The following is an 18430-nucleotide window of genomic DNA, read 5'->3' on the forward strand; positions in this document are numbered from 1 at the left end:
GCCCGCTCCCCTAAAAACCTAAGCTAGACAAAAGATCATCTACGTCATCTTGGCCAGATACCACATCATCGCGTTGGTCTGCATCAATAATTGGACCTTCGGCTTCGACACCATCAATCTTGTTAACTTTTTCGACTTTCGCTTCCGATGGCTTGTCTTGCTCTGACTGTTCGGGTTCACCGAACATCGTCAGCATATTAACTAAGCTATCTTCCACTTCTTTTACGAGTTCAATCACTCTGCGAATAACTTGACCGGTAAGATCTTGATAACCTTGTGCCATTAACACTTCGGTAAGCAATGATGTAAGCTTAGACGATTGTTTCGATCCGTCTTCTAGCAATTCGTCTAAATCTGCGCATAAAACTTTGAATTCACCCAACTCAAGTTGACGATTCATCAGTTTTTTCCACTCCGGCATAATTTTTTCGATGCGCGTGGAAAGCACTTCCGCAATTGGCATGCACTCTTCAACAGCATCCATGGTGGTATTGGCCGCTTTTTCCGTCTCTTCGATAACGTACATCAGTCGCGTTTGCGCATCAGGAATGTCATCAACGGTTAAATTTTTAATACGTTCATCGATTTGGAAGTTATTTAACGAATCATGAAGTTGACGCGTTAATTTACCAACTTCAGCAAAGAGCTCAATGGACTCTTTCATCGAAACGGCTTCTAAGACGGCGTTCGCAGATGCGTTATCGCCCTCTTCAAGATACGCTACCAATTTTTTGGCTTCTTCGAGCGTTATAGAGACACTTTCATTTGTCGACATCCAGTAAACCTCATTTCTCTGGTGAGCGTCTGGATCAACCTAAACGTTCGAAGATTTTGTCTAATTTCTCTTTCAACGTAGCGGCAGTGAAAGGTTTAACAACATAACCGTTCACACCAGCTTGCGCTGCGGCAACGATTTGTTCTTTCTTCGCTTCTGCTGTCACCATAAGAACCGGTAGGTGTTTCAACTTATCGTCGGCACGTATAGCGCGTAATAAGTCGATACCTTGCATACCTGGCATATTCCAATCTGTTACAACAAAGTCAAAATCACCTTGTTGTAGCATAGGCAGCGCGGTGTTACCGTCGTCCGCTTCCTGGATATTGGCAAAACCCAAATCTTTTAACAGGTTCTTTATGATACGTCTCATGGTAGAAAAATCGTCAACCACGAGAATTTTCATACTTTTATCCAAAATAGCCTCCAATGAGGGGTTAATTGTTATTAATTTCTATTCTTCGTCAACTTGCCACGATTTCATTCGTGATTTGAGTTTTAACATGGCCTGACTATGAATTTGACTCACTCGCGATTCACTAACATCAAGAACTTCACCAATTTCTCTAAGGTTCAGTTCTTCATCATAGTATAAAGAAAGTACAATCGCTTCCCGTTCGGGTAATGTAGTAATAGCATGTGCTAGCGCTTTTTGGAAAGCCCCTTGCATCAAATCTTCTAACGGTGCATCGCTGCCTCGGTTTTTTTCTGTAGAAATAACATCTTCAGAAACACCTAGGTCTTCAATACCCACCAATTTTCCAGCATTCACTTCGTTAAGCATTTGATGATAATCTTGCATGCTGACATTCATTTTAGCTGCAATATCAACATCTCGCGCGTCTCGGCCTGTTTCACCTTCAACTTGAGAGATAGCTTCGGTGATTGCCCTTCCATTTTTATGAACAGAACGAGGTGTCCAATCACCTTTTCTTATTTCATCAAGCATGGCGCCGCGAATACGAATACCTGCAAAGGTTTCGAAACTTGCACCTTTGGAACCGTCAAAATTTCGTGCAGCTTCTAGCAGTCCAATCATACCTGACTGGATTAAATCATCGACAAGAACACTGGCTGGTAATCTCGCCATTAAGTGGTGTGCTATTCGCTTCACCAGCGAAGCGTGACGCTCAACTAATTGTGACTTGTCCGTTTGCTGTTGATAAGCGGCTGCTTTGCTATTCAACGCTGACTTCCTACTGCTTTATCTGCTACTAGTTGTTCAATAAAAAATTCTAAATGGCCACCTGGTTGCGCAGGAATAGGCCATGATGCTGCTTTGGTTGCTAGCTGGCTAATCGCCACTGCTGCCGGAGAACTCGGGTAAGCATCTACAATTGACGTTTGTTTACGTACTGCTTTGCGTATGTTCTCGTCAAAAGGAACTGTTGCAACCAATTCTAGCGCAACATCCAAGAATCGCCCTGTTACTTTAGATAATTTGCTGAAAAGCTCCTGACCTTCTCTAACATCGCGGACCATGTTGGCGACCACTTTGAAGCGAAAGACACCGTGCTCTCGGTTAAGAATTTTAATTAGCGCGTAGGCATCAGTGAGTGAAGTGGGCTCATCGCACACTACCACCATAATATCTTGAGAGGCTTTGGAGAAACTTAGCACCATATCGGAAATACCCGCTGCGGTATCTACAATAAGCACATCAATGGGCGAGCGCAATTCGCTAAAAGCTCTAATGAGCCCTGCATGCTGCGTTGGTGATAGCTCTGCCATTGATTGAGAACCCGATGTGGCTGGTGCTATTTTTATACCGTGAGGGCCCGTAACGAGTACATCGTCCAAGGTACACTCACCAGATAAAACGTGTGAGAGGTTTTTCTCTACGCGCAATCCTAGCATTACATCCACATTGGCCAGACCTAAGTCTGCATCCAATACCATTACTCGCTTTCCCTGCTTTGCCATAGCAATAGCTGTGTTTAGCGTAATATTTGTCTTACCAACGCCACCTTTACCTCCGGTGACGGCGATAACTTTGATTAATCGTGATTGCTTCATTTTTCGTAAGCTACTCGCTTGATCATCAATCATACTGCTCGTGCTGTTTTAACCACATTGTTACTAGTAGTATGATTCAAACCGTACTTTTTATAAAGCTTTGCAGCAGCAGATACTAAAGATTTTGCTTCTGCAATCTTAATGTCTTCAGGAACTTTCTGTCCATCTGTTACATAACTGACAGGTAACTGGTACTCCACCGCAGCGCTAAGCACTTCGCCTAGAGAGTAGCACTCATCAAGCTTTGTAAAGATACAACCGCTAAGTTCCACCCCTTCGTACGCATCTATAATACGTTGCAACGCAGCATATTGGGTATTCGCTTGCGCTACTAGGTATTTTTTCACTGGCTGCATTTGGCCGTTATCAAATTGATTTATCTGTTTAATTAATCGACTATCTCGCTGACTAAAGCCTGCCGTATCAATTAACACTAGTCTCTTATGGCGTAATTGAAACAATAAATCTGATAATTCTTCACTACTTTGTGCTTTACGGACCGTGCAACCAATAATTTTTCCATATGTGGCTAATTGCTCAAACGCTGCAATACGGTAAGTATCTATCGTAATCATGGCAACGGAGTCAGCACCGTATTTCTGTGCGTAGCGGGCAGCCAATTTCGCTACTGTAGTAGTTTTACCTGTTCCGGTTGGCCCCACTAACGCTACTGCGCCCTTTTGCGTAAGTATATCGTTACCTGTCACATTAATGCGATTAGCCAATAGGTTTAAAAGATACACCCAAGCGTCTCGCTCGTTGTAATGCGACGGCGTATAACTAATCAGTTGCTCAGCCAGAGATTGGCTTAACCCCATATCGGTTAAACGCTGAATTAAATAATGATGTACAGGCTGCTGACGACGACTTTTTGCTTCCATCAAATCGGCAACTTGGTATTGAAGTACATTTCGTAGTGACGCCAATTCCTCTTTAATCTGAGATAACTCGTCAGATTTAGCAGCACTACCATTATCAATACTTTCATTAAGGCTAGACGCTTGATGGCTTGGGAATTCAGAGGTGTGCTGGCTTGCTTCTACGTCGTCGATAAAGGCTTCTGAAAAGTCTAAGTGCGAAGCAATTTGATTGGCATGCTGAGCATTGGCACTGGGGGCCGGCGCTGAAGCTGGGCTTTGAATACTGCCACCATGTTGTTTTTCTAACAATGCTTTTAAGCTATCTGGACCATCATCACCGATAATTTCACTAAGACTAGGAACCGCTGCTTTCGCTTGTCCTGATGTTCTAGGTGCAGGCTTTTTAATCGACAGTTTGGCTTCTGGCTCTTTATCGTAAGCGGCTACCAGTTCAATACCGTCAGCTAGCTTTCGGTTTGACATGATAACAGCATCACTGCCTAATTCCGCTTTAACTTGGCTTAAAGCTTCTCGCATATCTTTGCCAAAGAAACGTCTGATTTTCATTGAAAACTCTCCAATCACCCAGTGTCAGATTATTGACCGACCGAACTGACTATTTTTATCTGCTTATCGTCGGGTACTTCCTGATAGGAAAGTACATGTAAGCCCGCGACCGAATACTTTAAGAAGCGAGATAGTACGGGGCGCAACATACCGGAAGTGAGAAGTACCGCAGGCTCACCTTCTAATTCTTGTTGCTGACTAGCTTGCTGCAATGATTTTTGCAGCTTATCGGCCAGTCCTGGTTCTATACCAGCGCCATCTTCGCCACCTGCTTGTAATGACTGGTGCAACATCTGTTCCAACTCTGGCGCCAAGGTTATGACGGGTATCTCTTTCGCCCCTTGAGTAATTTCTTGAGTGATGAGACGTTTAAGCGCAATACGTACCGCAGACACCAGTACATCAGGGTCTTGGCTACGTGGGCCATACTCACTCAAGGTTTGTACAATGGTACGCATGTCGCGAATAGGCACCCCTTCAAATAACAAGGTTTGCAGCACTTTAACAATGGTGCTTAGCGGCAGAATATCAGGCACTAACCCTTCAACTAATTTAGGATGCTGCTTAGCTAGCATGTCTAATAGCTGCTGAGCTTCTTCATGTCCAAGTAGTTGATAGGCGTTGTTTGTCAGCAATTGACTTAAGTGAGTAGCAACTACAGTGGCAGCATCAACCACGGTATAACCTAAGGTTTGTGCGTGCTCACGCTTATTCGGTTTTATCCATACTGCATCTAAGCCGAAGGCAGGATCTTTAGTGGCACGGCCTTCCAACTTGCCAAATACTTGACCCGGATTAATCGCAAGTTCTTCATCATGACTTATCTGTGCATCGCCAATGGTGACGCCCAACATGGCAATGGTATAAAGGTTAGGCTCTAAATCTAGATTATCGCGAATGTGTACGGGCGGTATAAGAAAGCCCAGTTCTTGAGATAGCTTCTTACGCACCCCTTTAATACGAGTGAGCAGTTCTCCGCCCTGAGACTTATCTACTAATGGGATTAATCTATACCCTACTTCTAAGCCTATGGTGTCTACATGCTGAACGTCGTCCCATCCAAGCTCTTTTATTTCAGGCGCGACAGTGTCATCTTTCACTATGTTCGCTGGGGTTTTAGGCTTTTCTGCCTCGCGTTTAGCGGCAACACCCTGCCAGTAAGCGTAACCAGCTATAAGCACTGAAAAACCAATAAAGGCTAAATGAGGCATTCCGGGTATAATACCCATAACAAATAGCACACCAGAGGCAATATAAAGGGCTTGGCTATTACCCAATTGACTACGAATTTCTTTACCCATTTCTTGGGTTTCGTTTTCTCGGGTAACAATAATTGCGGTAGCCACAGACAGTAACAGCGATGGAATTTGTGCCACTAAACCGTCACCAATGGTTAATATGGTGTATACCTCAATGGCATTTCCAAAACTTAGCCCGTGTTGAATCATGCCAATAAAAAGGCCACCTACAATATTGATAAGCATGATGAATAGGCCCGCGACCGCATCACCTTTCACAAATTTTGACGCACCGTCCATCGAACCGTAGAAATCTGCTTCGGCGGTAATTTCTTCACGGCGAGCACGCGCCTGATCTTGGTCGATATAGCCTGCATTCAAGTCGGCATCGATAGCCATTTGCTTACCTGGCATAGCATCAAGCGTAAAGCGTGCACTTACTTCTGAAATACGCCCTGCACCGGCGGTGACTACTTTAAAGTTGATAATAAGTAAGATAGCAAAGACCACCACACCCACCGCATAGTTGCCGCCAATTACCACTGCACCAAAGGCTTCGATAACCTTACCCGCAGCATCGCCCCCTTCATGTCCGTACAGCAATACCACACGGGTAGAGGCCACATTTAGGGCTAATCGCAGTACGGTAGCAATCAATAACACGAGGGGAAAAATACCAAAATCAACCGGCTTTTGGGTGAGTACTGCCACCAAAATAATGACTAAAGACAGCGCAATATTAAAGCTGAACAATACGTCGAGCAGGAATGGCGGCATGGGAAGAATAACCATGCCCATAATGGCAAGAAGAACAATGGGAGCGCCTAAGCCACTGGTAATGTTCTGCAGCTGACTTTTATCGAATCGCTGAAGGTAACCGGATAACTGCATTGCAGGGAGTCTCTCTATCGGAAAATTGACGCTTAACGCTATCTTTCAATGAGTATTACAACTACCGTGCCAGCTTTATATAAAACCGATTAAACATAAGTGGGAGGGCTGCAATTCGCAGCACTACAATAAAGAGTGTCTCATTATAAGCCTAAGTTCTAGCTCCTATTCAGGCACTTATTTAGGCTTTAACTAAGCAGCGAGCAGCGCGCTAGCGGCGCAGCTCTGGTGGTATGGGTAAGTCACGTTTAAGCGGCTTGGGACGTTTTCCTTTGCCCGCCCTGTGTGCTTTTAATTGATAAACGTGTGCTAATACTTGTGCTACCGCCATAAACAAGGCGTTGGGTACTTCACCGTCAATTTCAGTCGAGTAGTAAACGGCACGGGCTAGCATGGGTGATGGAATAAGCGGCACATCGTTGGCGGTGGCTATTTTACGAATATGCATGGCCAATTCATCGGTGCCTTTTGCCACAACTACAGGGGCGCGGTTACCACTGTCATCATACTTTATCGCGACAGAGTAATGGGTTGGGTTGGTCACCACCACATCGGCCTGAGGGACTTCTTGCATCATACGCTTAGTAGCAGCTTGATACTGCAAGCGACGAATGCGGCCTTTTACCAAGGGATCACCTTCAGAGTTTTTACGCTCGTCTTTCACCTCTTGTTTAGTCATCTTAATTTCTTTGTTGTGCTTATAAATTTGATAAGGCACATCAATAAGTGCAATAGGTATCATGCCGCAAACCAACATGATAAAAGCCCATTTCAGCATATCTAACGCGTGAAAAATGTTACCCGGGTACAGCTCTAAGTCCAGATGTAGCGCTTCGTCTTCAAAAAACAGCAATGCGCCTAACGCCATCCCAACGATGACAACCACTTTGGCGATAGATTTAATTAACTCGACCAAGCCATTCATGCCGAACATACGCTTAAACCCACTAAGCGGGCTCATTTTAGAGCCTTTAAATTTGGCACCTTCCCATGTGAAGTTGTAGCCGCCTAATGCAATAGAGCCGTATATCCCGGCTAGCATGGCTACCGTCATATACAGTAAAACCGGTACACTTACCGTAGAAATCGCGTCGCCCCATGCACCAAACATATGAGTGGTATCGTAGGTTTCATCTCGTGACAAAACGAACATACGCTGAGTAAGTTTAAACACCGATTCGGCAATCCACCCTCCAACGAACAAAAACATAAAAGCACTGACTACCAACACTAAGGTTGTGGATAGTTCTCGGGATCGAGCTATCTGCCCTTTTTTTCGGGTGTCTTCGAGTTTTTTCCCCGTGGGGTCTTCTGTTTTTTCACTAGAATCTGAATCAGCCATGTATCACCTGACTTATTTTCATGGGCAAATCCTAAGAAGTTGACACATAAACTGCTCGGCCCTGAACCACTGTGTTTCAAAATGCGCGGTAAAGTTATCCAGGGTTATCCAGATAATGAGCAAACCCATCACCTGTGCAATAGAAAAACCAATACTGAAAATATTAAGCTGAGGCGCCGCTTTGGTCATTACACCAAACGCTAAATTCACAATAAGAAGGGAAACAATGGGCGCCAACGATAGCGTAATCGCAGAGATAAACATCCACCCGCCCCAATGGGCAATTTCCCTAAACTGCTCACCTGTCCACCATGCTTCCCCGATTGGGAACGCATGAAAGCTTAATACTATCATGTGGATCATAGCCAGATGGCCGTCTAACGTCCAAAACAGCAAGGTAGCTAGAATTAAGTAAAATTGGCCTACGGCCGGAACGTTAATACCATTGACGGGGTCTACAATTGAAGCGAAACCTAAACCCGTTTGCATAGCAATAATTTGCCCTGCCAGCACAAAAGTATTTAGCACCATCATGGAAATAAACCCGATAGCTACGCCTATTAACAGCTGCTGAATCCCAAGAATAAAGGTGCCTAGATTCACTAAATCATCAACAGGTGCGGGCGGCACTACCGGCATAATAATAAGGGTTAGCATTATGCCTAGCAGAGCACGAACTTGCGGGGGAATAGATTGTGCGCTTAAGCCAATCATTGCCACAAAAAGCCCACTAATGCGCATAAACGGCAGCATTAAATCAGCAAGAAACTGATTGATGGTAGCCAGTTCAACAACCATGTTAACCGACAACCTGAGGTATCATTTCTACCATGTGGAAAGTGAAATCCATTAACTTTTGCACCAACCAGTTGCCTCCCCAGCTAAGTGCTAATAAGGTAACAAGTAATCGCGGCAAGAAACTCATGGTTTGTTCGTTAATTGAGGTTGCAGCCTGAAACACGGCAACTACTAGCCCGACAATAAGGCTTGGAACAATCACCGCGGACACCAGAACAATAACCATAAACATGGCTTCGCGGAGTATTTCAACAAAGACTTCTGGTGACATAAGTCCTCCTACACACCCATACCAAAACTGGTCGCCAGTGTGCCAAATATGAGATTCCAACCATCAACTAACACAAACAACATGAGCTTAAATGGCAAAGAAACAATCATGGGTGACAGCATCATCATACCCATCGCCATTAATATTGAAGCTACAACAAGGTCGATAATAAGAAACGGAATAAACAGCATAAATCCAATTTGAAATGCGGTTTTAAGTTCACTGGTGACAAAAGCTGGAATAAGGATAGTCATTGGCACTTCTTCCGTGTCGGCATACTTTCCTTCATCGCCTGCAATGCGCACGAAAGTTTCTAAATCTTTCACCCGTGTTTGCGACAGCATAAAGGCACGCATTGGCCCTTTAGCCTGTTCTATCGCATCCAGACTTGTCATTTGCTCTGACAAATACGGCTGCAATGCGCGCTCGTTAATTTCTTCAAATACCGGCGCCATAATAAACATGGATAGAAACAAACTTACCCCTACCAAAATTTGGTTTGAAGGAGATTGCTGCAAGCCAATCGCCTGACGCAAAATCGATAACACCACTATGATACGAGTAAATGAGGTCATCATCATAATGAATGCAGGTATAAGACTGAGCGCCGTCATGATAAACAGCGCTTGTAACGTCATGGTGTAATCTTGCGAGCCGTCGTCGTTAGTCACGACGGTAACCGCAGAAATGCCTTGTTGTGCCAATGCAGGCTCAGCAATCACCCAAGAAGCTAACACTACAAAAAATGCGGTCCAAAACTTACGCATCGTTTTTATCTTCCTTTATTGAAGGGTTCAGCTTACCTGCCATGGCGGCAACCAGCTTTTGTTTAAATGCGTCACCGCTACCTTGCTGCCCATTTGCTACTGGCGTTTCTAAGTGCTTTTCAAGTTTACTTAAATGGGAAATATTATGACTGGTAACGCCCACAAGGTGTTGTTCGTCGCCCACCTGAATAACCATAATTTTTTCTTTAGTGCCTGCCACCATAGTGGCGACTACCTTCATTTGGCCACCACCCATGGTACCGACATTAAATCGACGCATAAGGTAAGCAAGCGCAAAAATAATTCCAACCACTAAAAGAAGTGATAGAAAAATTGACACTACAGAGGTGGGGTTAGTGATTGATTGGGTAGATTGCGCATTCACTACTTGCGTAAATATAAGGGGCAGCATTGCGCAACCCCTTGCTATGTAAGAAGATTTATCGAAGCTTCTTGATTCTCTCGATTTGACTAATAACATCCGTTAACCGAATACCGAATTTATCGTTGACCACTACTACTTCACCATGAGCAATCAACGTGCCATTTACCAATACATCTAATGGTTCACCAGCAACTCGGTCCAGCTCCACCACAGATCCCTGATTCAACTGTAGCAGATTTCGGATACTTATTTGACTACGCCCTACTTCCATCGAGATGGTGACTGGAATATCCAAAATGGTATCCAGCTTCTTTTTCTCTTCTTGGGTTATGGGTGTGTCGTCGGTTAATTCGTCGAGTTCTGCAACCTGAACATCATCGTTTTCCTGATCGTCAGCTTCAGAATCGGCTTGCTCCGCCATAGCGGCAGCCCAATCGTCCATACCGTCTTCACTCATGGGATATTCCCCTCACCTTACAGGTCTTCTTCGAGTACTTGCAGCTCGGCATCATTATCTATAATGCGCCCGCCGCGGGTTAATAATTGTAGCTCAGACTTCACAGAAGTCGGTCTTGCAATCTTTTCTACTATCTTCAGGGCTAAGTTATCACGTGAACGACCTAGTTTAGCTCTGAACGTAGGTAAATCTTCAATCAGCACAGTAATGGTTTCTGGCATTTCTACAGGAATAATTTCACCTGGTTTAAATTCCATTACTTGGCGTAATGACACATCCACATCAAGCATGTGGGTCGTCAGTGCCACTTTTACGTCCATGATTTCATCGCGAAGTGCTTTACTCCAACGTAAATCAGTGTCTTCTTTATCACTTTGCACACCCGCATCTAGCAATTCACGGATAGGCTCAAGCATTGAATATGGAAGCGAAACGTGGAAATCGCCACCACCACCATCAAGCTCTATATGAAACGAGCTTATCACCACCACTTCAGTGGGGCTCACAATATTCGCCATCGCTGGGTTTACTTCTGAGTCTAAATACTCAAAAGACACGTCCATGACTGGCGCCCACGCTTCCTTGTAATCTTCAAAAATAATTTTAAGCAGCATTTGAATAATACGCCGCTCTGTTGGCGTAAATTCACGCCCTTCAATTTTTGCATGGTAGCGGCCATCACCCCCAAAGAAGTTATCTACCAGAATGAAAACCAAACGGGCTTCCATGGTGATAAGGCCAGTACCTTTAAGTGGGCGAAACCGCACCATGTTCAAGCTAGTGGGTACAAACAAGGTATGAATGTATTCACCAAACTTAATCATTTGAATACCGTTAATTGACACTTCCGCAGAGCGGCGCATCATATTGAACAAACTCACCCGCATATGACGGGCAAAGCGTTCATTAACGATTTCAAGTGTAGGCATACGCCCACGAACAATCCTATCCTGTGAGGAGAAGTCGTACTCTAGCGTAGAAGCATCGGAGTCAGCATCGCCAACCTCGTCTTCTTCTACATCGTCTACCCCGTGTAGGAGGGCATCGATTTCATCTTGAGATAATAAATCACTCACAGTTTTCTACCTGTTATTGCATCACAAAACCAGTGAAGAGCACACGCTCAACCACATCACTTCCCGCGATGTCTTTAAGCACTTTTTGTACTTCAGTCACCGCTTGTTCACGCAGTTCAATTTTTCCTGCTTCAGTCACCAAATCATCGGCATTTGATGTACTAAAGACTTGCAGCAAAGTGCCTTCAATCAGCGGTATGTGGGTTTTAGCCAACTCTTCGTTGTCTGAGCCCCGCACTAGAAGCTGCACTTTAATTTGTACTAATCGGTCTCGACCTGTGCCCGGAACGTTAAAAACGAAAGGGCGTGGCATAGCAACGTACAAGGCGGTACCTACTTCAGCGCTTCCACCTGGAGCCGCTGTTTCAGTGGCTGCTTGCTCTTCGGTTTCGGCAAGTTGCTCTGCAGCAACAGGCTCATCACCTCCAGCGAATAAAAGAAAATAGGCTGCTGCACCACCGCCAACTAACACCACGGCGATAATAATAATCAGCATCATTTTGCCTTTCTTTTTACCACCTTCTTCAATCTGTAACTCTTCTTCAGCCATGTCTAATCCGTCAATATCCCACGAGGAACTCGTATTATCAGGCTTACGACGCAAATGGCAACGTAAGCCTGCATAAATTTGCAGTTCTTATAGCAGATAGCGCAATTGTACATCAACCCTACTTAAGTCTTTGCCTTCGCTATCTACCTACTAAGCGTAATAGTCTATACCGCCTTTCGCTTCCCTAGTGACAGATTGCTCTATCACCGTGGAGCCTTCGTCGAACTCACCGTCGGTATCTTGGCTAGCTACACCGTTACCTGCAAGTTGCTGGCCACTTCCATCACCATTTTGTGACGAATTATCTTTACGAACTTCTGATTCACCTAAATTAATGCCTTGCTCTGCTAGCATATCTTTTAGCCTTGGCATGGCATCGGCTAGTGCATCTTTAGCGTGTTGCGACTGCACAATGAAACTTACACTGGCTGCATCGCCAGATACATTCACACGCACCTGCATACTGCCTAGTTCAGGCGGGTCGAGCCTAATTTCTGCCATACTGTTTCGCGCATTCACCATCCAGCGAATTTTCTCATGCAACTGCTGCTGGCCTTCGGGCTTCAAAATATTGACAGGTTTGTCAGCACCATCAAATTGAAGCTGAGTTTTGGTTGACTCTGCTCGAACTTGGTTATTTTCATTCATGTGAGAATCGATACTGACTAACTCACTTTGCAATACCTGATGAGCGCTTTGTTGGGTACCGTTTACCAATTGCATAAACTGTCCGGCTAGCGCATCCGTTTGCCCCGCAACATTCTGCATTTGAGTTTGTGTTAACCCTGCTTCAGAGGCTGCATCGGCTACAAGTGCCGAAAGATCTATGCCTGGCTCACGCCCTTGAGCGACTTGTTGCTGAAACTCGTTTATACCAGCAATCAGGTTTGATTTAACCGCTTGTTGCTGGGCTGCGGTGGTCGCTGTAGGCAAAGATGCCGCTACCCGCTCGGCAAATGCTTCAGTCGCTTTTTGTGCACTTTCTGGTGACATCATCGCGAGTGACTGCAGCAAAGATTCACCCTGGCTATCGGTAAGTACATCGCTAGCTTCGGTAGAGACTGTATCGATAGGGTTGTTATTCGTTTGCGTTGATGCAGTAGATTGGCCTGAAACACCATTGGCTAACGCTGCATTTAGCGCCTCTTTGGTGTCAGTTTGCCCAGCAATTTGTTCTTGAAGAAGACTTAATACTAATGCCTCATCGGCACTCAAGGCTTGTTCATCTACTGCTTCTTGTTCGGACAAGAGCGCTTGTTCGGCATGTTGTGCCTGAGTATCAGAGCTTTCTTCACCATTTTCGCTTGCATCACCTAAAAACTGCGCAAGCAGGTTAGCTAAGGGATCAACACTTTCCGACTGCCCTGCATCAACTTCGCTTGTTGCAGCGTTTTCATTAGCTTTAGCCAATAGCGCAGCGGTGAGTGCTTTTACTGCTTCTAAGGTTTCTTTACTAAGCGCTTCTCCGGCATCTTGACTAAGTTCGTCACCGGTTTGACTCTCAAGCAAGCTCATTAGATAAGCCGTTATTTCCGTTGCTGAGCTTGCATCAACATCGTCCGGAAGACTCGTTGCGGTTAATGCACCGTTTACCCCGGCATTGCTTTCGTTGCTGCCGTTATTTAACGCCAACGCACTTAGTACGTCTTCGCTCATCAACTCATTACCCGCTAGCAAAGCTTGTGCTGATTGCTTCGCAGCTAATTCGGCATCCTCTATCCCGCCAGCGTTTAATAAATCATCGATACTGGCCGTGTTACTGCTAGCCTCGGCATCTGAAGAAACCTCAGCGTCACTAGAAGCACCTATCATTGATGTTACATACTCAATCCAGTCTGTGGAGCTTTCGCTATCCCCGCTTCCAATACTCGTTAACTCTTCGGGTGGTAAATCGATATGGCCGCCAAAGAAGTCTTTCTTAGTTTGGCCGTTATTTTCACCGATGTTTTCACCATTATTTAGGCCATCGTCTTTACCGCCTTTGTTTGCATCAGCGTCAATTCGACGTGCCTGCGCATCAGCAATGTCAGTATTTGCCGATTCATCCGTGTCTTCGCCAGGTGGGGCTACATCCCCCACTTCGCCTTTATTGCCTGTTTGGTCCGCTTGATCGCCATTTCGCGCTTGCGCTTCATCATCTTTTACCGGAGGTAAGTCAACATTTCCTTCCTCTGGGTCAACCGAGCGGTTATTAGCCGATTTCTTTTCGATAGCAGGGTTTGCACTGTCGTTTACCGAGGCACTTGCGTGTCGCGATGAATGACTTCTGTTTTGAGCGTCAAGAGACTTTGCATTTGACTCTTTTGCTTGAATATAGGCAGCTTCAAACGCTTTGTTATTCTGCGATGAATCTTCTGCACCCATTCCAGCTTCTACGGCTTTTGCCGTTGACGAAGCAGAGAAAGGCAATGCGGCAATGTCTGTTTTTTGTGCGGCAACTTGTTGCATCATATTTTTACCGTCCTGCTATGACTTTAAAAGTCAGAACCATGAAAACCCAGATTGAATCGTTTGGTCTCTACAACCCAGTGTCCGAGGGCTGCAGGCCGACACTTAGCTTAGAAAAGCTGCCATATCGGCATTCAAATTAGGCGTATAAACACATTAATGATTAACGAATTTGCAAAGAGTGTTCCACTGTGGAGATTAAACGACGAGGTATTTAAAAAATCGAAAGGATTGAAAGACTTGGGGTAACTGACTTGGGGTGAATGAAAATAAGATAAACTGACTAGAAAAAAGTTTTTCCACTCCTAAAAAATTTCTGCGTGGCAAATTCGTCCATCATAGCTTGTTCTGCTCTAGCTTCTTTTGCCACTTTAGCTAAATGACGTTTATTAAGTAACAACTCTACTGCCTTTACTTTTTGCTGCTGCTTTAGCCAAAGCTGTTTACGCTGGTCGGCGGCCATATTTGCTTGTGCAATGACATTCATTTGCTGCTCACAGGCCTTATCTAATTTGCCTACAAACGACAAATGCTGTTGATAATGGGTAGCAGTTACACCCGCTTTGCCGGTTTGCTGAATGCCCTTTAAGTAATCAATTCTATATTGCTCAAGGCTGGTGAGCTTTTGTTTCTGTTGCATCACATTTTGCTGTGCTTGTTGGAACATTTGGGCAATGCGTTGCTCTCTTTCTCGTTCAAATTCAGCGAGGCGTTCTAATTGTTTAGACATAATTGATTACCCTTGCCCTAAGCCTTTCGCTAATGCAGCCATGCCTTCTAGACATTCATCGTAAGGCAATACATTCTTCATGCCTTGTTGCAGGAATGCATTAATTGCAGGCTCTGCACGAATGGCTAAATCGATACGAGGATCTGAACCTTTGGCATAAGCACCAATGGATATAAGATCTTGGTTTTGTTTATAGTTTGAATAAACTTGCCTTACTCTGCGTGCCATTTGTTGATGTTCATCGCTGACCACCATAGGCATAACACGGCTAATAGACGCTTCAATATCGATGGCAGGGTAATGACCGCTATCGGCGAGGGTCCGTGATAACACAACGTGGCCATCTAAAATAGCCCGTGCGGCATCGGCAATGGGATCTTGTAAATCGTCACCTTCGGTAAGTACCGTGTAAAAGGCGGTGATAGAACCTTGTTTCTCACTTCCGTTACCCGCCCTTTCTACCAATGCAGGTAATCGGGCAAATACCGAGGGCGGATACCCTTTTGTGGCGGGAGGCTCACCCACCGCTAATGCAATTTCACGTTGGGCCATGGCATAGCGAGTTAAAGAATCGATAAGTAGTAGAACTTTTAAGCCCTGATCGCGAAAGTATTCAGCAATCGTGACTGCCGTTTCGCAGCCCTTCAAGCGCATTAACGGTGAAGTATCGGCCGGCGCTGCTACCACAACCGCACGGGCGCGCTCTTCTTCGGTTAAGATATCGTGAATAAACTCTTTTACTTCTCGGCCCCGCTCTCCCACTAAGCCAACCACAACCACATCGGCTTCGCAGCCTCGGGTCATCATACCGAGCAAAACACTTTTCCCCACGCCGCTACCTGCAAAAAGCCCCATGCGTTGACCTACGCCAACGGTATTTAGCGCGTTAATAGCGCGAACACCGACATCCATAGGCTGAGTAATAGCGCGGCGAATTAACGGGTTGATAGGAGGGCGCGTAGTAGGTACGCGGGTTTCAGTTTGAATTTCGCCAAGCCCATCCAGCGGGTTGCCGTTGCCATCCACCACACGACCCAATAGTCCCATGCCAACGGCAAGGCCACTTTGTCGGTTCAGCGGCATAACCCGACTCCCAGGTACAATGCCCCGCACTGCTTCGGTGGGCATGAGGTAAGTAATATCGGCGCCAAACCCCACCACTTCAGCCTCAATTTCGCCTTCAATGGTTTGCACAAGGCACTGGCTACCGACGGGTAGTTGGCACCCAACTGCTTCCAGAGTAAGGCCTATGCCTCTGACAAGTTTACCCGCCGCCACAATAGGCGGTGACGTAACTTGCTTCTGCAAGCTGTCGAAATGCGCATGCCAAGGGCTAGTCATCTGATAAACCCTGATTCACCATAAATTTGTCAATCACATCGCGACAACGGCGTTCAATGGAAACATCTACGGCATTTTGTTCAGTCGCAATATCACAGCCACCTCGCTCCATAGTAGGCGCTTCAATGAACTGCCAATCTTTCTCTTTTAACGTAGCTTCGGAATAATGTTCGGTAACTAGCGCTATATCATCCGGATGCATATGAATTTGATACCGAGTTTGATTGACTGGCAGAGCTTTCATTCCTTCGCTAAGCGCTTGTAAAATCACTTGATGATTCGACGAAATTTCGGTTTTTATTACAGATTTGGCAAGAGTAACTGCAAGCTTAACTAGCTGATCGCGGGTTTCGTCGTTAGCTTGTGATAATGGCGTATGAAGTTTTTCAATAAGTTGCTGCCAAACTTCAACTTGCGAAGAAATTATGCCCTTACCTTCTTCTAATCCTTGCTCAAGCCCCTCAGCATGACCAGATTCACGACCTTCATTAAGTCCTAGCTCTAGGCCTTCCGCTTTCCCTTCTTCGAAACCTTGCGCCTTGCCTTGTCCGTAGCCTTCATCGTGAGCAGCTTGTCTAATAGCTTCAATTTCTTGTGCAGTAGGAGGAAGGATTTCAGCTTCTTCCTCTTCTGGTGGCTCGTATTTCCAATCTGAACGGAAATTTAGCGCGTTGGTTTTGTCTTTATCTTGTGGCTTTTCGGGCTGTTCAACGAAGGGCAAATCCCAAGGTTTTGCATCACTTAATTCGTCGTCGCTGAAGCCTTTATTTGATGACATCAATCTACCCAGGTAACGTTCATGAGGCCTTTAGCAAACTAGTGCAAAGGCCTATTTTAACCACAATAGCGAATAAATAATGAAGGGTTATAAGAACTCTTCACCGCCTCCGCCGCCCAGCATAATTTCACCTGAATCGGAAAGTCTTCTGGCAACAGAGAGAATTTCTTTCTGTGCAGTTTCAACTTCAGATATACGTACAGGCCCCAAGGCTTCAAGGTCGTCGTTAAGCATTTCTGCCGCACGCTTCGACATGTTTTTCAAAATCTTGTTCTTAAGCTCTTCGTCCGCACCTTTAATCGACTTAAGCAGCGCATCTTGTTGCACTTCGCGCAAGATAGCTTGAATACCTTTGTCGTCTACATCGACTAAGTTGTCGAATACGAACATGAGATCTTGGATTTGTTGACTCATTTCTTCGTCTTGTTCACGGATAGCATCCATCAACTGACCTTCAATAGCGGTATCAAGGTAGTTCATGATGTTCGCAGCAGATTTCAGGCCGCCCATTTTAGCGGCTTGCGTACCCGCTTGACCGGCGAATTGTTTCTCCATGATTTCGTTAAGCTCTTGCAGTGCAGCAGGCTGAACTTCTTCAAGATTCGCAATACGCATAAGTAAGTCTAAGCGTACTTTTTCTGGGAACTGTGCCAATATTTCGGCACTCTGTTCTGGCTCTAAGTACGACAATACAATGGTTTGAATCTGAGGATGTTCGTTTCGGATGATACTGGCTACTTGCTTCGAGTCCATCCACTTCAACGAATCGAGACCTTTCGCTCCACTTCCCATCAGAATTTGGTCAATTAAGTTAGCCGCTTTATCTTCACCTAATGCAGCGGTAAGGGCGCGCTTAACAAAGTCTTGGCTTTGGAAGCCGATGGTACTGTAGTTTTGAATCTCTTCAATAAAGTGTTTATGCACAGACGTAATTTTTGTCTGTGTCATATCATCCACTTTAGCCATCTCAGAACCCAGCTTTTGAACTTGCTTTGGCTCAAGATGTTTTAAAATTTGTGCAGCGTCTTCTTCAGACAAACTCAGAAGCAAGATGGCGGCTTTTTCAACCCCTTCTAGCTTACTGACGTCATAGGACGCTTCTTCTGTAGTGGCAAGTTCTTCAGCCATAATACGCTCTCA

At 45.2% G+C, this 18430-nt stretch carries 19 protein-coding genes; all 19 read right to left on the reverse strand.

Annotated features, from left to right (window positions below; translation table 11 throughout):
* Positions 1–10 precede the first annotated feature (10 nt).
* A complete protein-coding gene (locus AVL57_RS09665; protein WP_057793290.1) occupies positions 11–775 on the reverse strand; it encodes a protein phosphatase CheZ in 765 nt (254 codons plus the stop codon).
* A gap of 34 nt (positions 776–809) precedes the next feature.
* Positions 810–1193, reverse strand: a complete 384-nt coding sequence (cheY, locus tag AVL57_RS09670; RefSeq protein ID WP_013785088.1) for a chemotaxis response regulator CheY — start codon at positions 1191–1193, stop codon at positions 810–812.
* A gap of 36 nt (positions 1194–1229) precedes the next feature.
* Positions 1230–1961 carry an RNA polymerase sigma factor FliA gene (locus AVL57_RS09675; RefSeq protein ID WP_013785089.1) on the reverse strand — a complete coding sequence of 244 codons (732 nt, stop codon included), beginning with the start codon at positions 1959–1961 and terminating at the stop codon, positions 1230–1232.
* Positions 1958–2824, reverse strand: a complete 867-nt coding sequence (locus tag AVL57_RS09680; protein WP_057793292.1) for a MinD/ParA family protein — start codon at positions 2822–2824, stop codon at positions 1958–1960. Before AVL57_RS09680 ends, AVL57_RS09675 begins: the two co-directional genes overlap by 4 nt.
* Positions 2821–4218 carry a flagellar biosynthesis GTPase FlhF gene (flhF, locus tag AVL57_RS09685; protein ID WP_057793294.1) on the reverse strand — a complete coding sequence of 466 codons (1398 nt, stop codon included), beginning with the start codon at positions 4216–4218 and terminating at the stop codon, positions 2821–2823. The genes AVL57_RS09680 and flhF overlap by 4 nt, the downstream gene beginning before the upstream one ends.
* Positions 4219–4247: 29 nt before the next feature.
* The gene (gene flhA / locus AVL57_RS09690) at positions 4248–6347 is read right to left on the reverse strand and encodes a flagellar biosynthesis protein FlhA (protein ID WP_013785092.1); all 2100 of its coding nucleotides are present in this window, start codon (positions 6345–6347) and stop codon (positions 4248–4250) included.
* 211 nt (positions 6348–6558) lie between these two features.
* On the reverse strand, positions 6559–7689 hold the full coding sequence (gene flhB, locus AVL57_RS09695) for a flagellar biosynthesis protein FlhB (protein WP_057793297.1): 1131 nt from the start codon (positions 7687–7689) through the stop codon (positions 6559–6561).
* Positions 7690–7707: 18 nt separating this feature from the next.
* Positions 7708–8487, reverse strand: coding sequence for a flagellar biosynthetic protein FliR (gene fliR, locus AVL57_RS09700; RefSeq protein ID WP_057793299.1), 780 nt, complete (start codon positions 8485–8487; stop codon positions 7708–7710).
* A gap of 1 nt (position 8488) precedes the next feature.
* Positions 8489–8758, reverse strand: a complete 270-nt coding sequence (gene fliQ, locus AVL57_RS09705) for a flagellar biosynthesis protein FliQ (protein ID WP_013785095.1) — start codon at positions 8756–8758, stop codon at positions 8489–8491.
* Between the two features lie 8 nt (positions 8759–8766).
* Positions 8767–9525, reverse strand: coding sequence for a flagellar type III secretion system pore protein FliP (gene fliP / locus AVL57_RS09710; protein WP_057793300.1), 759 nt, complete (start codon positions 9523–9525; stop codon positions 8767–8769).
* Complete coding sequence (gene fliO, locus AVL57_RS09715) at positions 9518–9937, reverse strand: flagellar biosynthetic protein FliO (protein ID WP_057793302.1); 420 nt, start codon at positions 9935–9937, stop codon at positions 9518–9520. The genes fliP and fliO overlap by 8 nt, the downstream gene beginning before the upstream one ends.
* Positions 9938–9965: 28 nt before the next feature.
* Complete coding sequence (fliN, locus tag AVL57_RS09720) at positions 9966–10367, reverse strand: flagellar motor switch protein FliN (protein WP_013785098.1); 402 nt, start codon at positions 10365–10367, stop codon at positions 9966–9968.
* A gap of 17 nt (positions 10368–10384) precedes the next feature.
* A complete protein-coding gene (fliM, locus tag AVL57_RS09725) occupies positions 10385–11443 on the reverse strand; it encodes a flagellar motor switch protein FliM (protein WP_013785099.1) in 1059 nt (352 codons plus the stop codon).
* 13 nt (positions 11444–11456) lie between these two features.
* The gene (gene fliL, locus AVL57_RS09730) at positions 11457–11993 is read right to left on the reverse strand and encodes a flagellar basal body-associated protein FliL (RefSeq protein ID WP_057793304.1); all 537 of its coding nucleotides are present in this window, start codon (positions 11991–11993) and stop codon (positions 11457–11459) included.
* Between the two features lie 150 nt (positions 11994–12143).
* Positions 12144–14444: a flagellar hook-length control protein FliK gene (locus tag AVL57_RS09735; protein ID WP_057793305.1), complete on the reverse strand. Its 2301-nt coding sequence runs from the start codon at positions 14442–14444 to the stop codon at positions 12144–12146.
* 280 nt (positions 14445–14724) lie between these two features.
* Positions 14725–15171, reverse strand: a complete 447-nt coding sequence (gene fliJ / locus AVL57_RS09740) for a flagellar export protein FliJ (RefSeq protein ID WP_013785102.1) — start codon at positions 15169–15171, stop codon at positions 14725–14727.
* 6 nt (positions 15172–15177) lie between these two features.
* A complete protein-coding gene (gene fliI / locus AVL57_RS09745; RefSeq protein ID WP_057793306.1) occupies positions 15178–16512 on the reverse strand; it encodes a flagellar protein export ATPase FliI in 1335 nt (444 codons plus the stop codon).
* A complete protein-coding gene (gene fliH, locus AVL57_RS09750) occupies positions 16505–17290 on the reverse strand; it encodes a flagellar assembly protein FliH (RefSeq protein ID WP_057793307.1) in 786 nt (261 codons plus the stop codon). Before fliH ends, fliI begins: the two co-directional genes overlap by 8 nt.
* Positions 17291–17377: 87 nt before the next feature.
* Positions 17378–18418, reverse strand: coding sequence for a flagellar motor switch protein FliG (gene fliG / locus AVL57_RS09755; protein ID WP_057793308.1), 1041 nt, complete (start codon positions 18416–18418; stop codon positions 17378–17380).
* Positions 18419–18430 lie beyond the last annotated feature (12 nt).

Origin of the sequence: Alteromonas stellipolaris (assembly GCF_001562115.1) — a bacterium.
GTDB classification, from domain to species: Bacteria; Pseudomonadota; Gammaproteobacteria; order Enterobacterales; family Alteromonadaceae; genus Alteromonas; species Alteromonas stellipolaris.